This window comes from Xanthobacter autotrophicus (assembly GCF_005871085.1).
In the GTDB taxonomy this organism is placed as follows: Bacteria; Pseudomonadota; Alphaproteobacteria; order Rhizobiales; family Xanthobacteraceae; genus Xanthobacter; species Xanthobacter autotrophicus.
Map to the genome: position 1 here is coordinate 152,130 of NZ_VAUP01000015.1, position 21,155 is coordinate 173,284.

General features: G+C 67.4%; 18 protein-coding genes. 16 read left to right on the plus strand and 2 right to left on the minus strand.

Annotated features, from left to right (window positions below):
- Positions 1–52: 52 nt before the first annotated feature.
- The 5 genes from FBQ73_RS05400 to surE all read left to right on the plus strand — a co-directional run bounded on the left by FBQ73_RS05400 (position 53) and on the right by surE (position 4,433).
- On the plus strand, positions 53–289 hold the full coding sequence (locus FBQ73_RS05400) for a twin-arginine translocase TatA/TatE family subunit (RefSeq protein ID WP_012116377.1): 237 nt from the start codon (positions 53–55) through the stop codon (positions 287–289).
- Positions 290–349: 60 nt separating this feature from the next.
- On the plus strand, positions 350–883 hold the full coding sequence (gene tatB / locus FBQ73_RS05405; protein WP_138398476.1) for a Sec-independent protein translocase protein TatB: 534 nt from the start codon (positions 350–352) through the stop codon (positions 881–883).
- Positions 880–1,689 carry a twin-arginine translocase subunit TatC gene (tatC, locus tag FBQ73_RS05410; RefSeq protein WP_138398477.1) on the plus strand — a complete coding sequence of 270 codons (810 nt, stop codon included), beginning with the start codon at positions 880–882 and terminating at the stop codon, positions 1,687–1,689. Before tatB ends, tatC begins: the two co-directional genes overlap by 4 nt.
- A gap of 209 nt (positions 1,690–1,898) precedes the next feature.
- Positions 1,899–3,452, plus strand: coding sequence for a serine--tRNA ligase (gene serS / locus FBQ73_RS05415; protein WP_138398478.1), 1,554 nt, complete (start codon positions 1,899–1,901; stop codon positions 3,450–3,452).
- A gap of 213 nt (positions 3,453–3,665) precedes the next feature.
- The gene (surE, locus tag FBQ73_RS05420) at positions 3,666–4,433 is read left to right on the plus strand and encodes a 5'/3'-nucleotidase SurE (protein ID WP_041576102.1); all 768 of its coding nucleotides are present in this window, start codon (positions 3,666–3,668) and stop codon (positions 4,431–4,433) included.
- A gap of 28 nt (positions 4,434–4,461) precedes the next feature.
- Here the strand turns inward: surE and FBQ73_RS05425 are convergent, their stop codons facing one another.
- Positions 4,462–5,673 (minus strand): bifunctional 2-C-methyl-D-erythritol 4-phosphate cytidylyltransferase/2-C-methyl-D-erythritol 2,4-cyclodiphosphate synthase, encoded by a 1,212-nt coding sequence (locus tag FBQ73_RS05425; RefSeq protein ID WP_138398479.1) that lies wholly within the window; start codon positions 5,671–5,673, stop codon positions 4,462–4,464.
- 172 nt (positions 5,674–5,845) lie between these two features.
- Between FBQ73_RS05425 and dusB the strand changes: the two genes are divergently transcribed.
- The 11 genes from dusB to hflX all read left to right on the plus strand — a co-directional run bounded on the left by dusB (position 5,846) and on the right by hflX (position 20,208).
- Positions 5,846–6,883 carry a tRNA dihydrouridine synthase DusB gene (gene dusB / locus FBQ73_RS05430; RefSeq protein ID WP_138398480.1) on the plus strand — a complete coding sequence of 346 codons (1,038 nt, stop codon included), beginning with the start codon at positions 5,846–5,848 and terminating at the stop codon, positions 6,881–6,883.
- Positions 6,884–6,915: 32 nt separating this feature from the next.
- Positions 6,916–8,049, plus strand: a complete 1,134-nt coding sequence (locus tag FBQ73_RS05435; protein ID WP_138398481.1) for a two-component system sensor histidine kinase NtrB — start codon at positions 6,916–6,918, stop codon at positions 8,047–8,049.
- A 7-nt stretch (positions 8,050–8,056) separates the two neighbouring features.
- Complete coding sequence (gene ntrC / locus FBQ73_RS05440; RefSeq protein WP_138398482.1) at positions 8,057–9,499, plus strand: nitrogen regulation protein NR(I); 1,443 nt, start codon at positions 8,057–8,059, stop codon at positions 9,497–9,499.
- Positions 9,500–9,818: 319 nt separating this feature from the next.
- Positions 9,819–12,056, plus strand: a complete 2,238-nt coding sequence (locus FBQ73_RS05445; RefSeq protein WP_138398483.1) for a sensor histidine kinase NtrY-like — start codon at positions 9,819–9,821, stop codon at positions 12,054–12,056.
- A gap of 3 nt (positions 12,057–12,059) precedes the next feature.
- Positions 12,060–13,427 carry a nitrogen assimilation response regulator NtrX gene (ntrX, locus tag FBQ73_RS05450; RefSeq protein WP_138398484.1) on the plus strand — a complete coding sequence of 456 codons (1,368 nt, stop codon included), beginning with the start codon at positions 12,060–12,062 and terminating at the stop codon, positions 13,425–13,427.
- A 117-nt stretch (positions 13,428–13,544) separates the two neighbouring features.
- Positions 13,545–14,921, plus strand: a complete 1,377-nt coding sequence (gene trkA / locus FBQ73_RS05455; protein ID WP_138398485.1) for a Trk system potassium transporter TrkA — start codon at positions 13,545–13,547, stop codon at positions 14,919–14,921.
- 78 nt (positions 14,922–14,999) lie between these two features.
- A complete protein-coding gene (locus FBQ73_RS05460; protein ID WP_138398486.1) occupies positions 15,000–16,412 on the plus strand; it encodes a hypothetical protein in 1,413 nt (470 codons plus the stop codon).
- Between the two features lie 66 nt (positions 16,413–16,478).
- Positions 16,479–17,357: a class I SAM-dependent methyltransferase gene (locus FBQ73_RS05465; RefSeq protein WP_210236672.1), complete on the plus strand. Its 879-nt coding sequence runs from the start codon at positions 16,479–16,481 to the stop codon at positions 17,355–17,357.
- A 32-nt stretch (positions 17,358–17,389) separates the two neighbouring features.
- Entirely contained in the window at positions 17,390–18,247 is an 858-nt protein-coding gene (locus FBQ73_RS05470) for a D-amino-acid transaminase (protein WP_138398487.1), read from the plus strand.
- Positions 18,248–18,396: 149 nt separating this feature from the next.
- Positions 18,397–18,651, plus strand: coding sequence for an RNA chaperone Hfq (gene hfq, locus FBQ73_RS05475; RefSeq protein ID WP_041576100.1), 255 nt, complete (start codon positions 18,397–18,399; stop codon positions 18,649–18,651).
- Between the two features lie 189 nt (positions 18,652–18,840).
- Positions 18,841–20,208 carry a GTPase HflX gene (hflX, locus tag FBQ73_RS05480; protein ID WP_138398488.1) on the plus strand — a complete coding sequence of 456 codons (1,368 nt, stop codon included), beginning with the start codon at positions 18,841–18,843 and terminating at the stop codon, positions 20,206–20,208.
- A gap of 87 nt (positions 20,209–20,295) precedes the next feature.
- Here the strand turns inward: hflX and mazG are convergent, their stop codons facing one another.
- On the minus strand, positions 20,296–21,132 hold the full coding sequence (mazG, locus tag FBQ73_RS05485) for a nucleoside triphosphate pyrophosphohydrolase (RefSeq protein ID WP_138398489.1): 837 nt from the start codon (positions 21,130–21,132) through the stop codon (positions 20,296–20,298).
- Positions 21,133–21,155: the final 23 nt, after the last annotated feature.

The following is a 21,155-nucleotide window of genomic DNA, read 5'->3' on the forward strand; positions in this document are numbered from 1 at the left end:
AATTTCGCGCGAGGCGCGCGCAAGCGCGAAAAGCTTCCTTGGAGGATGTTAAATGGGTTCGCTGAGCATCTGGCACTGGATCGTGGTGCTGGCCGTGGTGCTCCTCCTGTTCGGTCGTGGCAAGATCTCCGATCTCATGGGCGACGTGGCGAAGGGCATCAAGTCCTTCAAGAAGGGCCTGGCGGAGGACGACGAACCGGCGAAGACCCCGGCCGCCCCGCCCGAGGCGCCGCGCCCCCTTCCGCACCAGACATCGAGCGCCGCCGAGGCCGAGAAGAAGCCCGTCTGACGACGGGCTCCCCTTAACCCTTGAGGAGGGCGGCGGCGGGTCCGCCGGGTTCAGGCGCTCATGTTCGAAATCGGCTGGTCCGAGCTGATGCTGATCGGCATTGTCGCGCTGATCGTCATCGGCCCTAAAGAGTTGCCTTCGGTGCTGCGCACTGTCGGCCGCACCGTCACCAAGGTGCGCCGCATGGCCGGCGAGTTCCAGGGCCAGTTCCAGGAGGCCCTGCGCGAGGCCGACCTTGCGGACATGCGCAAGGAAATCGCCGACGTCACCGAGAGCACCCGCTCGACGCTCGCGACCTCGGAGATGTTCGACCCCCTGCGGTCCATCCGCGAGGAAATCCGCACCACGGTCGAGGGTGGCAATCCGCCGCCCAAAACCCCGGAAGCTCCCGTCGCGGACTCCGTGTCGGCGCCACTGGAACTGCCGGCCGTCGTTGGAGAGGCCGCTCCCGTGCCGGATGCGGCTCCTGATCCCATGGCAGCGATCCGCGACGAAATCCGCCGCATGGTGGAGGTCGGCTCGCCTCCCGCGGCGATCCAGCCCGCCGAATCCGTTTCCGCCCCCGCCGCCGGTGAGACCAAGAGCGCGTCATGAGCGACGAGGACGAAATCGACGCCTCCAAGGCCCCGCTCATCGAGCATCTGATTGAGCTGCGCTCGCGGCTCATCAAATCGCTGATTGCGTTCCTGATCGCCTTCTTCGTCTGCTTCATGTTCGCCAAGCAGATCTACAACATCCTGTTGTGGCCCTATGAGTTTGCCTCCGGCTTCGCGCCGGGCATCAAGCTCATCTACACGGCGCCGCAGGAATTCTTGTTCACCCAGATCAAGCTCGGCATGTTCGGGGCGGCGTTCATCTCCTTCCCGGTGGTGGCGACGCAGGTCTACATGTTCGTGGCGCCGGGGCTCTACAAGCACGAGAAGAACGCCTTCCGCCCCTATCTGGTGGCCACCCCCATCTGCTTTCTCATCGGCGCGGCGTTCGTCTATTTCGTCGCCATGCCGCTCGCCATGACCTACTTTTTGGGCATGCAGCAGACCGGCGGCGACGGGAAGGCGGAAATCTCGCTGCTGCCGCGCGTGTCGGAATATCTCTCCCTCATCACCACGCTCATCCTCGCCTTCGGCATCTGCTTCCAGCTTCCGGTGATCCTGACGCTGCTCGGGCAGATCGGGGTGGTGACGCAGGACATGCTGAAGAAGACCCGCCGCTACGCCATCGTCGGCGTGTTCATCGCGGCGGCGGTGCTCACCCCCCCGGACGTGATCAGCCAGCTCTCCCTTGCCCTGCCGACGCTGCTTCTCTACGAGGTGTCGGTCTATCTGGTGGGCATCGTCGAGAAGCGGCGGCTTGCGGCAGAGGCAGCGCGCAACGCGGCCGACGCTGCGACAGCCGACTGACGGCGAGGCCTTTCCCGGAGTTTTTGGAATTTCTCGGGTCTGGCGCTCCCTATCCGCCGTCATGCCCCGGCTTGACCGGGGCATCCATCGTGCCGCCGCGCGCCGGCATCGACGGAAACATGGATCCCCCGGTCAAGCCGGGGGATGACGGTGGAGGGGAATGTGCGCCGGCCCATAGAGGCCCTTCGGGGTCACGGCGGAGCCTTGCCATGCACGACATCAAATGGATCCGGGACGAGCCGGACGGCCTCATCACTGCGCTGGTGCGGCGCGGCGGCGGGTCCGACGAGGCGCGGCGGGATGCCGAGGCGCTGGTGGCAAAGCTGCGCGGCCTTGACGAACAGCGCCGCGCCACCCTGACCCAGCTGGAAACTCTGCTCGCCCGCCGCAATGCCGCCTCCAAGGAGATCGGCCAGGCCAAGGCCAGGAAGGACGAGGCCACGGCCTCCGCCCTCATGGCCGAGGTGGCGGAGCTGAAGGAGAAGGTGCCGGCGCTGGAGGCGGAGTCCAAGCGCCTCGACAAGGCGCTGGAGGATGAACTCGCCGCCATCCCCAACGCCCCGCTCGCGGATGTGCCCGATGGCGCGGACGAGCACGATAATGTGGAGGAGAGCCGCTTCGGCGCGGCGCGCAGCTACGCCTTCACCCCGAAGCAGCATTTCGAGGTAGGCGAAGCCCTCGGCCAGATGGATTTCGAGACCGCCGCCAAGCTCTCCGGCGCCCGCTTTGTGGTGAACAAGGGGCCGCTGGCCCGGCTGGAGCGCGCGCTGGGGCAGTTCTTCCTCGATACGCATACGGCGCCCGAGCAGGACGGCATCGGCGGCTATATGGAGGTCAGCCCGCCGCTGCTGGTTCGGGATGAGGCCATGTTTGGCACAGCGCAACTGCCGAAATTCGAGGAAGATCAATTTTTTACCATGCGATTGGATAGCGTTGACTATCTAGATTTGGTTGAGGAGTTGAAGAAAAAATCGACAAATGAAATTTATAATTTGGCATGGAAACTAAACTACCAAGCTGCTGGAAACATTCTTGCAGCTATAGATTCCAGAAGAGAACTCGCGACCATCGAAGGTCGTGTAGATGCTGCTGATGATCTTTGGCTTAGACTTGCAGAGGGATTGGGCAGAGCAGAACGGCGCAAGCAACTCGGCCTCTGGCTCATCCCCACCGCCGAAGTCCCGCTCACTAACCTCGTCCGCGAGTCCATCCTCTCGGAAGAAGAACTGCCCCTGCGCCTCACCGCCTGCACCCCCTGCTTCCGGGCTGAGGCGGGTGCGGCGGGGCGGGATACGCGGGGCATGATCCGCCAGCACCAGTTCACCAAGGTGGAACTGGTCTCCATCACCACGCCGGAGAAGTCGGCCGAGGAGCACGAGCGCATGCTCGCCTGCGCCGAGGCGGTGCTCAAAAAGCTGGACCTGCATTATCGCGTGGTGACGCTGTGCACCGGCGACATGGGCTTCGCCTCGCAGAAGACCTACGACATCGAGGTGTGGCTGCCGGGGCAGGGGGCGTTCCGCGAAATCTCCTCCTGCTCGGTGTGCGGCGATTTTCAGGCCCGGCGCATGAATGCCCGCTATCGCCCCGCCGAGGGGAAAGGCCCGCGCTTCGTCCACACCCTGAACGGCTCGGGCGTGGCGGTGGGCCGCGCGCTGGTGGCGGTGCTGGAAACCTACCAGCAGGAGAACGGCGCCGTCACTGTGCCGGATGTACTCCTGCCCTATATGGGCGGGCTGAAGACCATCGAGAAGCTCAAGTAGGGGCGGTCCTCGCTTGAGGACGCCCGCGACACCACCGTCGTCCCCCGGCTTGACCGGGGGACCCACCCCTCCGCGACACAAGTGACAGACGCCGAAAAGCCTGCGCGTCGGCCCCATGGATCCCCCGGTCAAGCCGGGGGATGACGACGGTTCTGGGCTAGGCGCCGGTTGCGGCGTTCGTCGGCTGCGACATCAAGCTACGGAAAAGGTCCCATGCGCATCCTGGTCACCAATGACGACGGCATCCACGCGGCGGGCCTCGAGGCCTGCGTCCGCATCGCCCAGAGCTTCACCGACGACGTGTGGGTGGTGGCGCCCGAGTTCGACCAGTCCGGCGTCGCCCACTCCCTCTCGCTCAGCGATCCGCTGCGCCTGCGGCAGGTGGAGGAGCGCCGCTATGCGGTGAAGGGCACGCCCACGGACTGCGTGATCATGGCGGTGCGGCACATCCTGGCCGACAACCCCCCGGACCTCGTGCTCTCCGGCGTCAACCGCGGCCAGAACATCGCCGAGGACGTGAGCTATTCGGGCACCGTGGCGGGCGCCATCGAGGGCACCATCCTCGGCATTCCCTCCATCGCCCTGTCGCAGGCCTTCGGCATCAAGACGCGCGAAAACCCCAACTACATCACCGCCGAGACCCACGCGCCCAAGATCATCCGCACCCTTTTGGGCGAGGGCATTCCCCCCGGCATCGTGATGAACGTGAACTTCCCGGATCGCGCGCCGGACGAGATCACCGGCATCGCCGCCACCTTCCAGGGCAAGCGCGACCAGCGCCTCATGCGCATCGACGAGCGGCGCGACGGGCGGGGCAATCCCTATTACTGGATCGCCTTCGAGCGCCGCATCTTCGAGACATCCCCCGGCTCCGACCTGCGGGCGCTGGACGAAGGCCGCATCTCCGTCACCCCCCTGCGCCTCGACATGACCGACGAGCCGCAGATGACGCGGCTCGCCCTGCTGTTCGACGCGAAGTAGGGGCGGGGTTTTAAGGGGCGGTGGGCGTTCAGCCCTCCGCCTCGTCCGCGAAGGGCAGGCGGATGGTGGCGCTGGCCATGGCGGCGATGCCTTCCCGCCGGCCGGTGAAGCCCAGCTTCTCGGTGGTGGTCGCCTTCACCGACACGCGGGCGAGGGGCACGCCGGTGATGCGCGAAATGGCGGCGCGGATGGCGTCGCGATGCGGCCCCACCTTCGGTGCCTCGCAGATGAGGGTGAGGTCGAGATGGGCGATGCGCCCGCCCCGCGCCGTCACCTTCTCCACCGCATGGGCAAGGAAGCGGTCCGAGGACGCGCCCTTCCACTGCGGGTCGGACGGCGGGAAATGGGCGCCGATGTCGCCGTCGCACAGGGCGCCGAGGAGCGCATCGGTCAGGGCGTGCAGGCCCACGTCCGCATCCGAATGGCCGACGAGCCCGGCGCTGTGGGGCACGGCGACGCCGCCCAGCATCACATGGTCGCCGGGGCCGAAGGCGTGCACGTCAAAGCCGGTGCCGGTGCGCACATCGGCGAGATCGGCGAAAGCGGCGCCGGCGGCGCGGGTCATGTCTTCCGGGGTGGTCAGCTTCACGTTGGTGCTCTCGCCTTCGAAGGTGGCCACGCCGTGGCCGGCCCATTCCATCACCGCCGCATCGTCGGTCAGCGTCTCCACGCCCGCCGCGGCGGCGGCGGCATGGGCGGCGCGCAGGGCCGCGAAGCGGAACGCCTGCGGGGTCTGCACGGTGCGCAGGGCCGCGCGGTCCAGGGTCTCGACCACGATGCCGTCGGCATCCACGCGCTTCACCGTGTCGGTCACGGCGAGCACGGGAATGGCGGCATCTGCCCTGCCGGCCGCCTCCACCGCGCGGGCGATGAGGTCCGGCGAGGTGTAGGGGCGTGCCGCATCGTGCACCAGCACCAGGTCAGGGCTCGTGCCCCCTGCGGCGGCAAGGGCTTCCAGCCCCGCGCGCACGGAGGCCTGACGGGTGGCGCCGCCGAAGGCCGGTGCCAAGATCTTGGGCAGATCGCGCGCCGTGTCCGCAAAGCGGACAGAATCATCGCTATGGATGACCACGAGCACGGCCGTAATCCGGGGATGCGCCGCAAACAGACGAAGGGTGCGACGCAGCACCGGCTCGCCGGCGATGGCCTGATACTGCTTCGGCAGCGGACCACCGGCGCGTGTGCCGCGTCCGGCGGCAACCACGATGGCCACGCATGTGGGATTCGCCGCCTCGCTCATGCGCGGTTCTCCCGCCAGCGGGGAAAAATCCTCTCCCGGCAAGGGCCGGAAGACCGGTAAAGGTAACTGGATGTGGGGCAAACTCTGCTGCGCTGCACTTCCACGCAGACTGCCCTTGCGTGTGCCGTGCACTTGTCTAAGATGTAGGCAGAAGCGAGGTGGCCTAATTTCTGTGCAAGAGACTTTCGCATTTTCCATTCCGGCGTTGCGGATCGGCTCCCACGCGCTGCCCAATGCGGTGATCCTCGCCCCCATGGCGGGAATCACGGACGCACCGGTGCGGCGGATGGCTGTTCGTTACGGCGCCGGCCTCGTCATATCAGAAATGGTGGCGAGCGAAGCGTTGCTGGTAGGCCATCCCGAGATGGTGCTCCGCGCGGAGGGGGAGGGTGTGCCGCTCCACGCTGTGCAGATCGCCGGCAATGACCCGTACCTGATGGGCGAGGCTGCCCGCGTGGCCGAGGCGGCCGGGGCGTGCATCATCGACATCAACATGGGTTGCCCGGCCAAGCGCGTCACCACCGGGGCGGCCGGCGCCGCCCTGCTGCGCGACCTGCCGCTGGCCCGCGCGATTCTCGAAGCGGTGCGCGGCGCGGTCTCGGTTCCAGTGACGGTGAAGACCCGTCTGGGCTGGGACGATGCGGCCTCAACAGCCGTGGATCTGGCGCGCATGGCCGAGGAGAGCGGTCTCGCCATGGTCGCCATCCATGGCCGCACCCGCTGCCAATTCTACACCGGCCGCGCCGACTGGACCGCCATCCGCGCGGTGAAGGACGCGGTCTCGATCCCGGTGATCGCCAATGGCGACGTGGTGGCGCCGGCGGACGGCCCCGCAATCCTCGAAGCCTCAGGGGCGGACGGTGTGATGATCGGGCGCGGCGCGCAGGGCCGGCCGTGGTTTCCCGGCCGGGTGGCTCGCGCCATCGCCGGTCTGCGGGGCACCGCCGATCCGGGCCTGGAGGAGCAGCGCGCGGTGCTGCTGGAACTTTATGAGGGCTGGCTCGGGCTTTATGGCCGGGCCTTGGGGGTACGGCAGGCGCGCAAGCATGTGGGCTGGGCGCTGGACGCGGCAGCCGCCGGCACCGGCGAAGTGCGGGCCAGCATCGTGACGGGGTGGCGCAAGCGCCTCCTCGTCTTGGAGGACCCCGCCCAGGTGAAGGCCGGCATCGCCGCCGCCTTTGACGACATCATGTGGAGGGCCGCGGCATGACGGCCGAAGCCAGAAAGCAAGACACACGGAAGATGGATCAAAAGCGCAAGGCTGAGCAGGAAAACGGCAAGGACCCGGGTATGCCGCGCGCCATCCTGGACGCCGTTCCGCACCCTGTCTTCACCATCGCCGGCAACGGGCATGTGGCGGAGGCGAACGTGGCGGCCGAGGCGTTCTTCGAGGTCAGCGCGCCGCTGCTGCGCCGCCGGCCCCTGGCCGACCTCGTGCCGTTCGGCACGCCGCTGCTCGGCCTCATCGAGCAGGTGCGCCAGCGCGGGGCTCCGGTGAACGAATATCGCGTGGACCTCGGCACGCCCCGCAATGGCGGCGAGCGCATCGTGGATATCCATGTGGCGCCGGTGTCGGAGCATCCCGAGCACGTGGTGGTGATGCTCCAGGAGCGCACCATTGCCGACAAGATGGACCGCCAGCTCACCCATCGCGGTGCCGCCCGCTCGGTGAGCGCGCTCGCCTCCATGCTGGCCCATGAGATCAAGAACCCGCTCTCCGGCATCCGTGGCGCGGCGCAATTGCTGGAACAGTCGGCGGACGATGACGACCGTGCCCTCACTCGCCTCATCTGCGAGGAAGCCGACCGCATCGTGAAGCTGGTGGACCGCATGGAGGTGTTCTCCGACGAGCGCCCGGTGGAGCGCGAGCCGGTGAACATCCACGCCGTGCTGGAGCATGTGCGGACCCTCGCCGCGTCAGGGTTTGCCCGCCACATCCGCATCGTGGAGGAATACGACCCCTCCCTGCCGCCGGTGCTCGCCAATCGCGACCAGCTGATCCAGGTTTTCCTGAACCTGGTGAAGAACGCCGCCGAAGCCATCGACGGCGATCAGGACGGCGAGATCCAGCTCACCACGGCGTTCCGGCCGGGGGTACGCCTGACCGTTCCCGGCGCCTCCACGCGGGTGAGCCTGCCTCTGGAATTCTGCGTCCGCGACAACGGCAAAGGCGTGCCGGACGACCTCATTCCCCACCTGTTCGACCCGTTCGTCACCACCAAGCCCACGGGCAGTGGCCTCGGTCTTGCTTTGGTGGCGAAGATCATCGGTGACCACGGCGGCATCGTCGAGTGCGACAGTCAGCCCCGCCGTACAACCTTTCGCGTGCTCCTGCCCATGTATCGCGGCAAGAGCACAGCTCAAGAGGATAACTGAGGTGTCGATGCCTACCGGAAGCATCCTGGTTGCCGACGACGATGCCGCCATCCGCACCGTGCTCAACCAGGCGCTGTCGCGCGCCGGGTATGAGGTGCGCTCCTGCGGCAACGCCGCCACGCTCTGGCGCTGGGTGAGCCAGGGTGATGGCGACCTCGTCATCACCGACGTGGTGATGCCAGACGAGAACGCCTTCGATCTCCTGCCCCGCATCAAGAAGGCGCGGCCGGACCTGCCGGTCATCGTCATGAGCGCGCAGAATACCTTCATGACCGCCATCCGCGCGTCCGAGCGCGGGGCCTATGAATACCTACCCAAGCCGTTCGACCTGAAGGAGCTGATCTCCATCGTCGGGCGCGCACTGGCGGAGCCGAAGAAGGGCGACGGCCACCACCATTCCCACGAGGAGCAGGACAACATCCCGCTGGTGGGCCGCTCGCCCGCCATGCAGGAAATCTACCGCCTGCTCGCCCGGCTGATGCAGACCGACCTGACCGTGATGATCGCGGGCGAGAGCGGCACCGGCAAGGAACTGGTGGCCCGCGCGCTCCATGATTACGGCAAGCGTCGCACCGGGCCGTTCGTCGCCATCAACATGGCGGCGATCCCGCGCGACCTCATCGAATCGGAGCTGTTCGGCCACGAGAAGGGCTCGTTCACCGGCGCCACCACGCGCAATCCCGGCCGCTTCGAGCAGGCGGAGGGTGGCACCCTCTTCCTCGACGAGATCGGCGATATGCCCATGGAGGCGCAGACCCGCCTGCTGCGCGTGCTCCAGCAGGGCGAATACACCACCGTGGGCGGGCGCACGCCCATCAAGACCGACGTGCGCATCATCGCCGCCACCAACAAGGACCTGCGCACCCTGATCCAGCAGGGCCTGTTCCGCGAGGACCTGTTCTTCCGCCTGAACGTGGTGCCCCTGCGCCTGCCGCCCCTGCGCGAGCGCTCGGAGGACGTGCCCGACCTGGTGCGCCACTTCTTCCTCCAGGCCGAGCGGGAGGGCCTGCCGGCCAAGCAGATCGACACTGCCGCCCTGGACCGGCTGAAGCGCTATCGCTGGCCCGGCAACGTGCGCGAGCTGGAAAACCTGGTGCGGCGCCTCGCAGCGCTCTACCCTCAGGAAGTGATCACCCCCGCCATCATCGAGGCGGAGTTGTCGGAGCCCATGCCGAGTGCCTTCTCCGAAGAAGGGCCGGTGGATGCCACGCTGGCGGCCTCGGTTGAACGGCACCTCAACACCTATTTCTCCGGTTTCGGCGAGGACTTGCCGCCCCCCGGCCTCTATCACCGCATCCTGAAGGACGTGGAATACCCACTGCTTTCGGCGGCGCTGGCGGCCACGCGCGGCAACCAGATCAAGGCTGCGGAACTGCTCGGCCTCAACCGCAACACCCTGCGCAAGAAGATCCGGGACCTCGATATCCAGGTCATCCGGACATCTAGGTGATCCGGACATCTAGGTGATCCGGACCTTCCGGCAGGGACGGGGAGGGCGGCTTCGGCCGCCTTCCTGCGTTTTTCGAATCAAGTTTCGCATCGCCGCGCCTGACTTGCACCATCGGCTTCAAGCCCCGCATAAGTCCCGCCGCGCTGTGCACAACACCCGCTAAAATGGACCCCGCTACCGACACCCAGCATCGGCTGAGCGAATTCGGGCCGCGTTAGGTCCTCTGTCACATTTTTGCACCAGTGTCGTTCCACTGCATCACTCCCGTCGTGCGATTCGACACGCGGCGGCGGTGGATGCCTGGGGGACTGTGGCACTGATGACGGATGCGCCGCTCAAGGACGCGATGGAGGGCACAGTGCCGCGCCGTGGCATCGCCGCCCGGCTGTTCGCGCCTATCGTCGTTGTTCTGTCGCTCGTTCTGGCGGTGGCCACCTTCCTCATCCTGATGGGCCTCACCTCCATCGTGCCGACGCCGCAGGTGGTGGTGGGCGTGCTCACCGCGTCGGGCATCGCGGTCCTCATCCTGCTCGCAATCATCGGCCGGGAAGTGTGGCGCATCCTGCGGGCACGGGCGCGCGGGCGAGCGGCTTCGCGGCTGCATGTGCGCATCATCGGACTGTTCGCCGGCGTCGCGGTGGTGCCGGCCATCGTGGTGGCGGTGGTGGCCAGCCTGACCCTCGACCGCAGCCTCGATCGCTATTTCTCCGACCGGACGCGGGAGATCGTAGGGACCGCCGCTTCCGTTGCGCAGACCTACGTGCGCGAGCATGCGCTCTCCATCCGCGGCGACGTGCTTGCCATGAGCAACGACCTGTCGCGGATGAAGCAGCTCTACGACACGGACATCGAGAAGTTCCGGCAGATCCTCACTGCCCAGGCGGCGCTGCGCAACGTGCCGGGGGCGCAGATCATCCGCCGTGACCTCTCGGTTGTAGAGCGGGCCAACCTGCGCACGGACCGCGAATATATCGTCCCCACCAACATCGCCATCGCCGAGGCCTCCGCCGAGCAGCCCATCATCTACCTGCCGTCGGACGCGGACTTCGTCGGCGCGGTGGCGCCGATCGCCGGTTTCGACAACATGTTCCTCTACGTCGCGCGGCCGGTCGATCCGCGTGTCATCGGTTTCCTGAAGGTCACGCAGGAGACTCTGGCCGATTACCGAGCCCTGGAAGAACGGCGCTTCAACGTGCAGCTGGCCTTCGGGCTGATGTATTCCATCGTCACGCTCATCGTGCTGCTGTCTGCGGTCTGGCTCGGGATCAACTTCTCCAAGTGGCTGGTGTCGCCCATCCGCCGGCTCATGTGGGCGGCGGGCCGGGTGGCCGCGGGCAATCTCGACGTGCAGGTGCCGGTGCACCGGGCCGAGGGCGACCTTGCCACCCTTGGCGAGACCTTCAACAAGATGACCGTCGAGCTGAAGACCCAGCGCAATGCGCTGGTCACCGCACGCGACCAGATGGACAGCCGCCGCCGCTTCACCGAGGCCGTGCTATCGGGCGTTGGCGCAGGGGTCATCGGCCTCGACGCGGAGGCTCAGGTCACCATCCTCAACCGTTCGGCCGAGAAACTTTTGGGCCTGACCGAGGACGAGGCTCTCGGCCGCAAGCTCGCCGAAGTGGTGCCGGAAACCGGCGCGCTGGTGGCCGAGGCGATCGGCGCCGGCCAGCGCGCGGTGCAGGGCAACATCACCATCCAGCGCGAGGGCCGGGAGCGGATCTTCGCCATGCGGGTCACCACCGAGCAGTCCACGGCCGAGGAACACGGCTGGGTGGTGACGCTGGACGACATCACCGCCCTCGTCTCGGCCCAGCGCACCTCCGCCTGGGCCGACGTGGCCCGGCGCATCGCCCACGAGATCAAGAACCCGCTTACCCCCATCCAGCTTTCCGCCGAGCGGCTGAAGCGCAAGTACGGGCGCCACATCACCCAGGACCGCGACGTGTTCGACCAGTGCACCGACACCATCATCCGCCAGGTGGGTGACATCGGCCGCATGGTGGACGAGTTCTCCTCCTTCGCCCGCATGCCCAAGCCCGTGGTGGACGCGCAGGACCTCGCGGAGACCGTGCGCCAGGGGGTGTTCCTCATGCGCGTCGGTCATCCCGACGTGACCTTCGAGACCGAGCTGCCGCCCTCCATGCCGGCGCGTTTCGACCGGCGGCTGATCTCGCAGGCACTCACCAACATCCTCAAGAACGCCGCCGAGGCCATCGAGGGGGTGCCCGAGGCCGAGCGCGGCAAGGGCCTCATCCGGGTGCGCGTGGAGGCCCAGGGCGAGGACCTCGTCATCGACGTCATCGACAACGGCGCCGGACTGCCGAAGGACAAGCGCAGCCGGCTGCTGGAGCCGTATGTGACCACCCGCGAGAAGGGCACCGGGCTCGGCCTCGCCATCGTGGGAAAGATCATGGAAGAGCACGGCGGTTTCATCGAACTCAACGATTCGCCCGAGGGCCGGGGGGCCTGGATCCGGCTTCGGATGCGGGCGGATGGTCAACCACCGGCCGGCGCGGGCGGGGCGCAACCGGTCCCTGAAACAGGGAGGGCCTGACACATGGCCATGGACATCCTCATCGTGGACGATGAGGCCGACATCTGCGAACTGGTGGCCGGCATCCTGGAGGACGAGGGCTATGCTGCCCGCACCGCCCGGGACGCCGATGGCGCCCTCGCGGCCATCTCGGCGCGACGGCCCAATCTGGTCTTCCTCGACATCTGGCTGCAGGGCTCGCGGCTCGACGGGCTGGAACTGCTCAACGAGATCAAGGCCCAGCACCCCGAGGTGCCGGTGGTGATGATCTCCGGCCACGGCAACATCGAGACGGCGGTGGCGGCCATCAAGCGCGGCGCCTACGACTTCATCGAAAAACCCTTCAATGCCGACCGCCTGGTGATGGTGGCCGAGCGCGCGCTGGAGACCCTGCGCCTGAAGCGCGAGCTGAAGGAGCTGAAGCATCTGGCGCCCCACGGCCATGTACTGGTGGGCCGTTCCAGCGCCGTGCAGCAGCTGAAGGCCACCATCGACCGGGTGGGGCCCACCAACAGCCGCATCCTCATCGTCGGCCCTTCCGGTTCCGGCAAGGAACTGACGGCCCGGCTCATCCACACCACCTCGACCCGCGCTCAGGGGCCGTTCGTCGTGCTGAATTCGGCGGCCATCACGCCGGAGCGGCTGGAATTCGAATTGTTCGGCGTGGCGGAAGGGGAGGGGCGGGAACCCAAGCGCGGGGCGCTGGACGAGGCCCACGGCGGCACGCTGTTCCTCGACGAAATCTCCGACATGCCGCGCGAGACCCAGAACCGGGTGCTGCGCGTGCTGGTGGAACAGACCTTCTCGCGCATCGGCTCCAACGACAAGGTGAGCGTGGACGTGCGCATCATCTCCTCCACCGGGCGCAACCTGGAGGAGGAAATCGCCAAGGGCCGCTTTCGGGAGGACCTCTACCACCGCCTGTCGGTGGTGCCGATCCGGGTGCCGCCGCTGGCCGAGCGCCGCGACGACATTCCCGACCTCGTGGAGTTCTTCGTCGACACCATCTCCCAGACCACAGGACTGCCGCGCCGGCCCATCGGGGAGGACGCCATGGCGGTGCTCCAGTCCCATGACTGGCCGGGCAACGTGCGTCAGCTGCGCAACAATGTGGAGCGGCTGCTGATTCTCGCCGGCGGTGATCTGGAAGCCACCATCACCGCCGCCATGCTGCCCCCCGACGTGGGCGCGCTGGTGCCGAACCTGCCCAACGGCAATGGTGGCGAGCATCTCATGGGCCTTCCGTTGCGGGAGGCGCGCGAGGTGTTCGAGCGGGAATACCTTGCCGCCCAGATCAACCGCTTCGGCGGCAACATCTCGCGGACGGCGGAATTCGTCGGCATGGAGCGCTCGGCCCTTCATCGAAAGCTTAAGGCTCTCGGCGTAGGCTGATGGACCAGTTGACGGGATGCCCGAAAAAGGGGCTGCATCGGAGCTGAGGCTCAAGATGCGATCGGTTTTGGCGCGATCTTTCAGGTCGCGATTCGCCTGGGCGCCGGGGGAGGGTTCATGAAGGTCGTGATCTGCGGCGCGGGCCAGGTGGGGTTCGGCATCGCCGAGCGCCTCGCCGGTGAGCAGAACGACGTGTCCATCATCGACGCGAGCCCGCGCCGCATCCAGATGGTGACCGAGCAGCTGGACGTGCGCGGCGTGGTGGGGCAGGGCTCCCATCCGGACGTGCTCGCCCGCGCCGGCATCGAGCAAGCGGACATGCTCATCGCCGTGACCTTGCACGACGAGGTGAACATGGTGGCCTGCCAGGTGGGCCACGCCTTGTTCAACGTGCCCACCAAGGTCGCCCGCATCCGCGCCCAGACCTATCTCGCGCCGGAATGGCGCGACCTGTTCTCCCGCGACCAGTTGCCCATCGACGTCATCATCTCTCCCGAGGTGGAGGTGGGCGAGATGGTGCTGCGTCGCCTGTCCCTGCCCGGCGCCACCGACACCGTGAGCTTTTCCGACGGGGCGGTGCAGGTGGTGGGCGTGCTGTGCGGCGAGGACTGCCCGGTGGTGGATACCCCGCTCAACCAGCTCACCCAGCTGTTCCCGGACATGCCGGCCACCATCGTCGCGGTGAGCCGGAACGGCAAGACGCTGGTGCCGCGCTCCAACGACCAGCTCGCCGTCGGCGACATCGTCTATTTCGTCGCGCAGGCGGACCAGGTGCAGCGCGGCTTGTCCCTGTTCGGCCACGACGAGGTGCCAGGCCAGCGCATCGTCATCGCCGGCGGCGGCAACATCGGCTATTACGTGGCGAGCGAGCTGGAGCGGCGCAACGCGGCGGCGCGGGTCAAGCTCATCGAGTTCTCGCGCGAGCGCGCCCAGACCATCGCCGAAGTGCTCTCGCGGACCGTGGTGCTGAACGGCGACACGCTGGAGCGCGCCATCCTCGACGAGGCGGGCGTGCGCGAGGCGGACACCATGATCGCCCTCACCAACGACGACCGCATCAACATCCTGTCCTGTCTTCTGGCAAAGCAGATCGGGGCCAAGCGCATCCTCGCCCTGCTGAACGAGCAGGGCTACGCCACCTTCGCCCGGGGCCTGGGCATCGACGCCCATGTGAACCCGCGCCAGATCACCGTTTCCAAGGTGCTCCAGCATGTGCGGCGGGGGCGCATCCGCGGCGTCCATGCGCTGCTCGACGGCTCCGGCGAGATGATCGAAGCGGAAGCGCTGGAGACCTCGCCGCTGGTGGGCAAGCCGCTGAAGGACCTCGACCTTCTGGAGGGGCTTCGCATCGGCGCCATTGTGCGGAACGGCCAGGTGCTGCTGCCGCGTGGTGATTTCGTGGTGCGCGCCCACGACCGGGTGGTGCTGTTCGCCCTCGCCGACCGCATCAAGCGCGTGGAACAGCTATTCCGCGTGGCGCTCGAATTCTTCTGATCCCGCAAGGTCTTCAGGTTCCCGAGTTTTCCTGACCCGTTCTCCTGCTCGCCAAGTTCTTCTTTTCTGAAGGCGCACATGGTCAACGCCGCCCGCCCGCTCGCCGCCGGCCTCCTCACCGTCGGCCTTCTCGCCCTCCCGCCGGCCGTGGTCGCGGCGCGGGGCGGGGAGGGGCATGCGCCGGTCTTCCTCGCCACCTTCGGCTTCTGCCTGTTCCTCGCCGGACTGCTGCGCTTCACCACGCAAGATACGCCCATGCGCCTCACGAGGGCCGGCGGCGTGGCACTGGTGGCCGCCCTGTGGCTGCTGCTGCCGCTGGCGGCGACGCCGGCGGTCGCCATCGTTTCCGGTCTGTCGCCGCTGGCCGCGTGGCTCGAGGCGGTGTCCGCCTTCACCACCACCGGGGCCACCGCACTGCGACAGGGGTCCGCGAGCCTGTATGTCTGGCTCGGCCTGCTGCAATGGACCGGAGGGCTGCTGACCATCGTCGCGGCGGTGGCGGTGCTGGCCCCGGCTGGCCTCGGCGGCCTGCCGGACCGTACCCCGCGCGGTGGCTCCACCCTTGATGTGGTGGATCTCACCGCAGTGCTGCGCGAGATTGCCCCTGCCTATGGGGGCGCCACCCTGCTTGCCGGGATCGTGCTGCTGGTGAGCGGGGAGAGCCCCTATGTGGCCTTTACGCTGGCGACCGCCGTGGTCTCGGCCGGCGCTCACCTGCCGCCGGAAGCCCAGTTGGCGCTGACCCTGGATGAAAGCCCGAAATGGCTGCTGCTGCCGTTTCTGTTGTGGAGCGCCACCAGCGTGCGCTGGCATCGCGCTTTGCTGACCCGGCGCATCAACGCCGCCCCGGAGCAGACGGAAAGCCTCGTCATCCTTGGCTGGTGGGCGGTGCTGGGCATCGTGCTTGGCGCCATTCTCTTCCGCTCGGCCGACGTACCCGCCCTGGAGGCGATCCGCGACGGCCTGTTCTCGGCGGCCTCGCTCATCTCCACAAGCGGCATCGGCCCACACGACGGCACCTACATGAGCCTGCCCCTCGGCCTCGTGATCCTGGTGGTGCTGTTGGGCGGCGGCGCTCTGTCGGTGGCGGGCGGGCTCAAGATGCTGCGGCTGCGCGCCATTCTCCTCAATACCCGCGGCGGGTTAATGCGCCTCGTTTATCCGCATCTCGTTCAGCCGGCGGCCTATGAGGGCGGCGGTGGTTCGGTGATGCTGGGCATCTGGGCGGGCGCCGCGAGCCTTGCCCTGGTGTTCGGAGTCTGCGTCATCGCGTTGAGCCCCGGCCTGCCCGGCCTTGATGCCGCGCTGGCCGCTGCTGCCGCCGTGGTGACCAACACCGGCCCGGTCTACGACGCCGGGGGCGCCGGCTGGCCACCGCTGTCCTCGTTGCCCGCCGCTTCCGTCCTCGTGGCGGGGCTCGGCATGGTAGCGGGACGGCTGGAGGTAATTGGCCTTCTCGTGGTCATCCATCTCGCCCTTTGGCGCTCCTGAAGCGGCGTTCGGGCCTTTGCTTTGCCGTGGTGCGGCATGGTAAGCCGCTCCTGAAACAAGGGTCCTGTGTCCGTCAGCTTCCGCACGGCCCTCACGATTGGAAACGGGACCTGTCCGATGAGTGTCGAAGCCTGCCGTAGCATCTTGCCGGCTGCTACCTTCGCATTTCCCGAAGACCTCCGGCCCTCGGCCTGGACCGAGCACGTGCCGTTTGCCTTCTGGCTCATCCCCGTGCTGAACCCGCGCACGGTGGTGGAACTCGGCACATATCGGGGCATGTCCTTTCTTGCCTTCTGCCAATCGGTGGTTGCAAGCGGGACACGAACCCGTGCCTACGCCGTGGATTCCTGGGAGGGCGACGCCCATGCGGGCGCTCTGCCGCCGGAGATCTACGCCGACGTCAAAGCCATCGTCGATCTGAAATATTCCAGCTTCGCGACCTTGCTGCGCATGGATTTCGACAAGGCCACGACGCATGTCGCGGACGGCAGCGTGGACCTCCTGCATATCGACGGTTTCCACACCTACGAGGCGGTGAGCCATGATTTCGAGACCTGGCGTGGTAAACTGAGCCCTGACGCGGTGGTTCTGTTTCACGATACCCAGGTGTTCGAGCGCGGCTTCGGGGTGAACCGCTTCTGGAACGAGGTTCGTACCCTGGGCGGCAGCTTCGAGTTTCATCACGGGCACGGGCTCGGGGTATTGGCGTTCGGCGCGGCCCGCGAGCGTCTGGCCACCCTCATGGAGGCCAGCGAGGCGGACGTGACCTATCTGCGCGCGCTCTTCGCCCGGCTGGGGCGCGGCCTCACCGACCGCGAGGGGCGGCTCGAGGCGGAGCAGCGACAGCTTGAAGCTGAGGCGGAGATCGCCCGCCTCAGCAGCTCAAAGGATTACCAGCTGGGCCACAAGATCCGCGGGCTCGTGTCCGGCCGGTTCCGAGGCTGAGCCGATCACCGACCATCCAACCTGGTTTTGCCATGTCCCGCATCGCCTATGTCAACGGCCGCTATCTGCCGCACCGCCATGCCAGCGTGCATGTGGAGGATCGCGGCTACCAGTTCGCCGACGGCGTCTATGAAGTCTGCGAGGTGCTCGACGGCCATCTGGTGGACGAGCGCCGCCACCTCGACCGGTTGGAGCGCTCCCTGCGCGAGCTTCTCATCCCCGCGCCCATGAGTCGGGTCGCCCTCGCCAATGTGCTGGCTGAGGTAGTGCGGCGGAACGGGGTGCGCGACGGGCTGGTGTATCTCCAGATCACCCGCGGCGTGGCGCGGCGCGACCATGCCTTCCCGCCGGCTGGCACCAAGCCCGCCGTGGTGGTCACCGCCCGCCGCTCCGACCGCAGGGGGCAGGAGGCGCTTGCCGCAAAGGGCGTCGCCGTCATCACCGTGCCGGAGAATCGCTGGCCGCGTGTGGACATCAAGTCCATCTCGCTCCTGCCCAACGTGCTGGCCAAGCAGCAGGCGAAGGAGGCCGGCGCGCGGGAAGCCTGGTTCGTCGACGGCGGCGGTTTCGTCACTGAGGGGGCATCCACCAATGCCTGGATCGTGACGGCCGGCAAAACCATCGTCACCCGCTCGGCGGAGAGCGGCATCCTGCGCGGAATCACCCGCACGGTGGTGCTCGAAGTTGCGGCCGACCTCGGCTACAGGGTGGAGGAGCGTCCCTTTACCGTAGCGGAAGCCCTCGCGGCGGAAGAAGCCTTCATTACCGCCGCCACTACGGTGGTGATGCCCGTGGTGCGCCTCGACGGCCATGCCATCGGAGCCGGGACGCCGGGCGTGGTGGCGACCACCTTACGCTTGAAATTCCACGACTTTTCCGAAATTTCCTGAGGTATCCACGGCCGCGCTCATGTTGCGAGGCAAAATAATATTGCGCCGCCATGGAGCTGTGCCATTCTAAGCGGCCAACTCCCGTGGCGGCAGCACGGCACTTGTGTGCGTCCGCGACGGACTTAACGCCCAAAAAAACGGATACGAAAATGGCGGCGGAACGGACACAAAACCTTCAGGACACCTTTCTCAATCACGTCCGCAAGAACAAGACACCCCTCACGATCTTCCTGGTGAACGGGGTGAAGTTGCAGGGCGTCGTCACTTGGTTCGATAATTTTTGCGTGCTCTTGCGTCGCGACGGGCATTCCCAGCTTGTTTACAAGCACGCCATTTCCACCATTATGCCGGGTCATCCGGTGCAATTGTTCGATCCCACCGATGATGTGGGAGAGAAGGCTTAAGGCATCGTGGAGCGCGGTACCGCCAAGGGATCCGGAACGACGTTGAAGACAGGGTCAAAGACGGGGTCAAAGGGGGGCGCTGCGTCACGGGGCGCCGCAACTCGGGCGGCCAAGGCCGGCGCGCAGGAAATCCATGAGATCGAGGCAGAAGCCTCGGTGACCGGAGCTTCCTCGGGAACGCCGGACGACATGTCCTCACCCGCACCTTCGCGCGAAGATGGCCGCGGCGGCATTGACCGTCGCGCGCCACCGACGCGGTGCGCCGTCATCACGCCGGCCCTGGCGAAACGCGCCACCCGTGGCGTACCGGAGCGGCGGAGCGCCCAGTCCCGGCTGGAGGAGGCGGTCGGCCTTGCTGCCGCCATCGACCTCGACGTTGTCTATTCCGCCATCGTCCCCTTGTCGGAGATCCGCCCCGCCACCTATCTCGGCTCGGGAAAGGTGGAGGAACTGGAGGGCGTGGTCCGCGCCGAGGCGGTGGACCTCGTTTTCTTCGACGCGGCACTCTCCCCGGTACAGCAGCGCAACCTGGAAAAGGCCTGGTCCGCCAAGGTGGTGGACCGAACTGCGCTGATTCTCGAAATCTTCGGCATGCGCGCCCGCACCAAGGAAGGCGCGCTACAGGTGGAGCTTGCCCACCTCAATTACCAGCGCTCGCGCCTAGTGCGCTCCTGGACCCATCTGGAGCGTCAGCGCGGCGGCTTCGGCTTCCTCGGCGGTCCGGGCGAAACGCAGATCGAGGCCGACCGCCGGCTCATCGGCGAGCGCATCGTCCGCATCGAGAAGGAGTTGGAGCAGGTCAAGCGCACCCGTGGCCTGCACCGCGCCAGCCGCAAGCGCGTGCCCTATCCCATCGTCGCGCTGGTGGGCTACACCAATGCCGGAAAGTCCACGCTATTCAACCGCCTGACCCGGGCGGAGGTGATGGCCAAGGACCTGCTGTTCGCCACCCTCGATCCGACACTTCGAGCGGTGGACCTGCCCCACGGCACCCGCATCATCCTCTCCGACACGGTGGGCTTCATTTCCGAGTTGCCGACCCAGCTCGTCGCCGCCTTCCGCGCCACGCTGGAGGAGGTGCTGGAAGCCGACCTCATCCTGCACGTGCGCGACATCTCTCATCCGGACACCGACGCGCAGGCCGCCGACGTTTCCGACGTGCTGGAGGATCTGGGCGTCGATCCCCAGCCGGGTGGCCGCGTCATCGAGGTCTGGAACAAGATCGATCGGTTGGCACCGGAGGAGCGCGAACAGGTGGAAAACCGGGCCGCCCGTGGCGGTGCGGAAGCGCCGGTTCCGGTTTCCGCGCTGACGGGGGAGGGGACCGGCGACCTTCTCGGCCTGATCGAGCGCCGCATCACCGCCGGCCGGGTCACGGTTTCCGTAACGCTAGCGGCGGAAGACGGCGAGGGGCTCGGCTGGCTCTATCGCCACGGCGAGGTGCTGGAGCGCACCACCGACGAGGATGGGGCCGTCCACGTGGCCCTGCGCATTCCGCCCGACCGCGCCGGCCTTGTCACCCGGCGGTTCGGCGCGCGGCGCGTGCATCCCACCTGAGCCATCATCCACCTGAGCATGCATCCTGCTGCGCCGTTCGCGGGCAGGTGCCGGGCGCACAGGGCAGGGGGCAGACTGGCGTCGCGCTCACGCGCCTTCCCGTTCCTTCTGCTTTGCCTCCTGCCAGAGGGCTTCCATCTCGTCCAGGCTCGCCTGGTCCGGCCGGCGGCCGTCCGCGGCCAACCGCTGCTCCACATGGCCGAAGCGGCGGGTGAACTTGTCGTTGGTGCCGCGCAAGGCGTCCTCCGGGTCCACGCCGGCGTGGCGGGCAAGGTTCACCACGGCGAACAGAAGGTCGCCCATCTCGTCCCTGATGGCCGCGGTGCCGCCTTCCTCCAAGGCCTCGGCGACTTCCTGCGTCTCCTCGCGGATTTTCGCCAGCACCTGGCGCGCATCGTTCCAGTCGAACCCCACGCGGCTGGCTTTCTCCTGAAGCTTCAGCGCGCGGGTGAGGGCGGGGAGGGGCAGGGGCACGCCGGCAAGGGCGCCCTGCTGCGCCTCCTCCGCCGGCAGGCCCGCCGCCGCCCGTGCCTGCGCCCGCTCGCGCTTTTCCTGCGCCTTGATCTGCGCCCACAAGCCCTTTACCGCCTCCGGTGACAGGTCCCGCGCGGTGCCGAACACATGGGGGTGGCGGCGGATGAGCTTGGTGGTGATGGCCTCCACCACGCCGCCGAAATCGAAGGCGCCGTCCTCCTCCGCCATCCGGGCGTGGAAGACCACCTGCAGCAGCAGGTCGCCCAGTTCCTCCCTCAGGTCGCCCATGTCGGCGCGGGCGATGGCATCGGCCACCTCATAGGCTTCCTCCAGCGTGTAGGGCGCGATGGTGGCGAAGCTCTGCTCCAGGTCCCACGGGCAGCCGGTTCCCGGGGTGCGCAAGGCGGCCATGATCTCGATGAGGCGCGCGATGTCGCGGGAGGCGTCCATGGGGTTCTCCAAGCTCGAGTGCG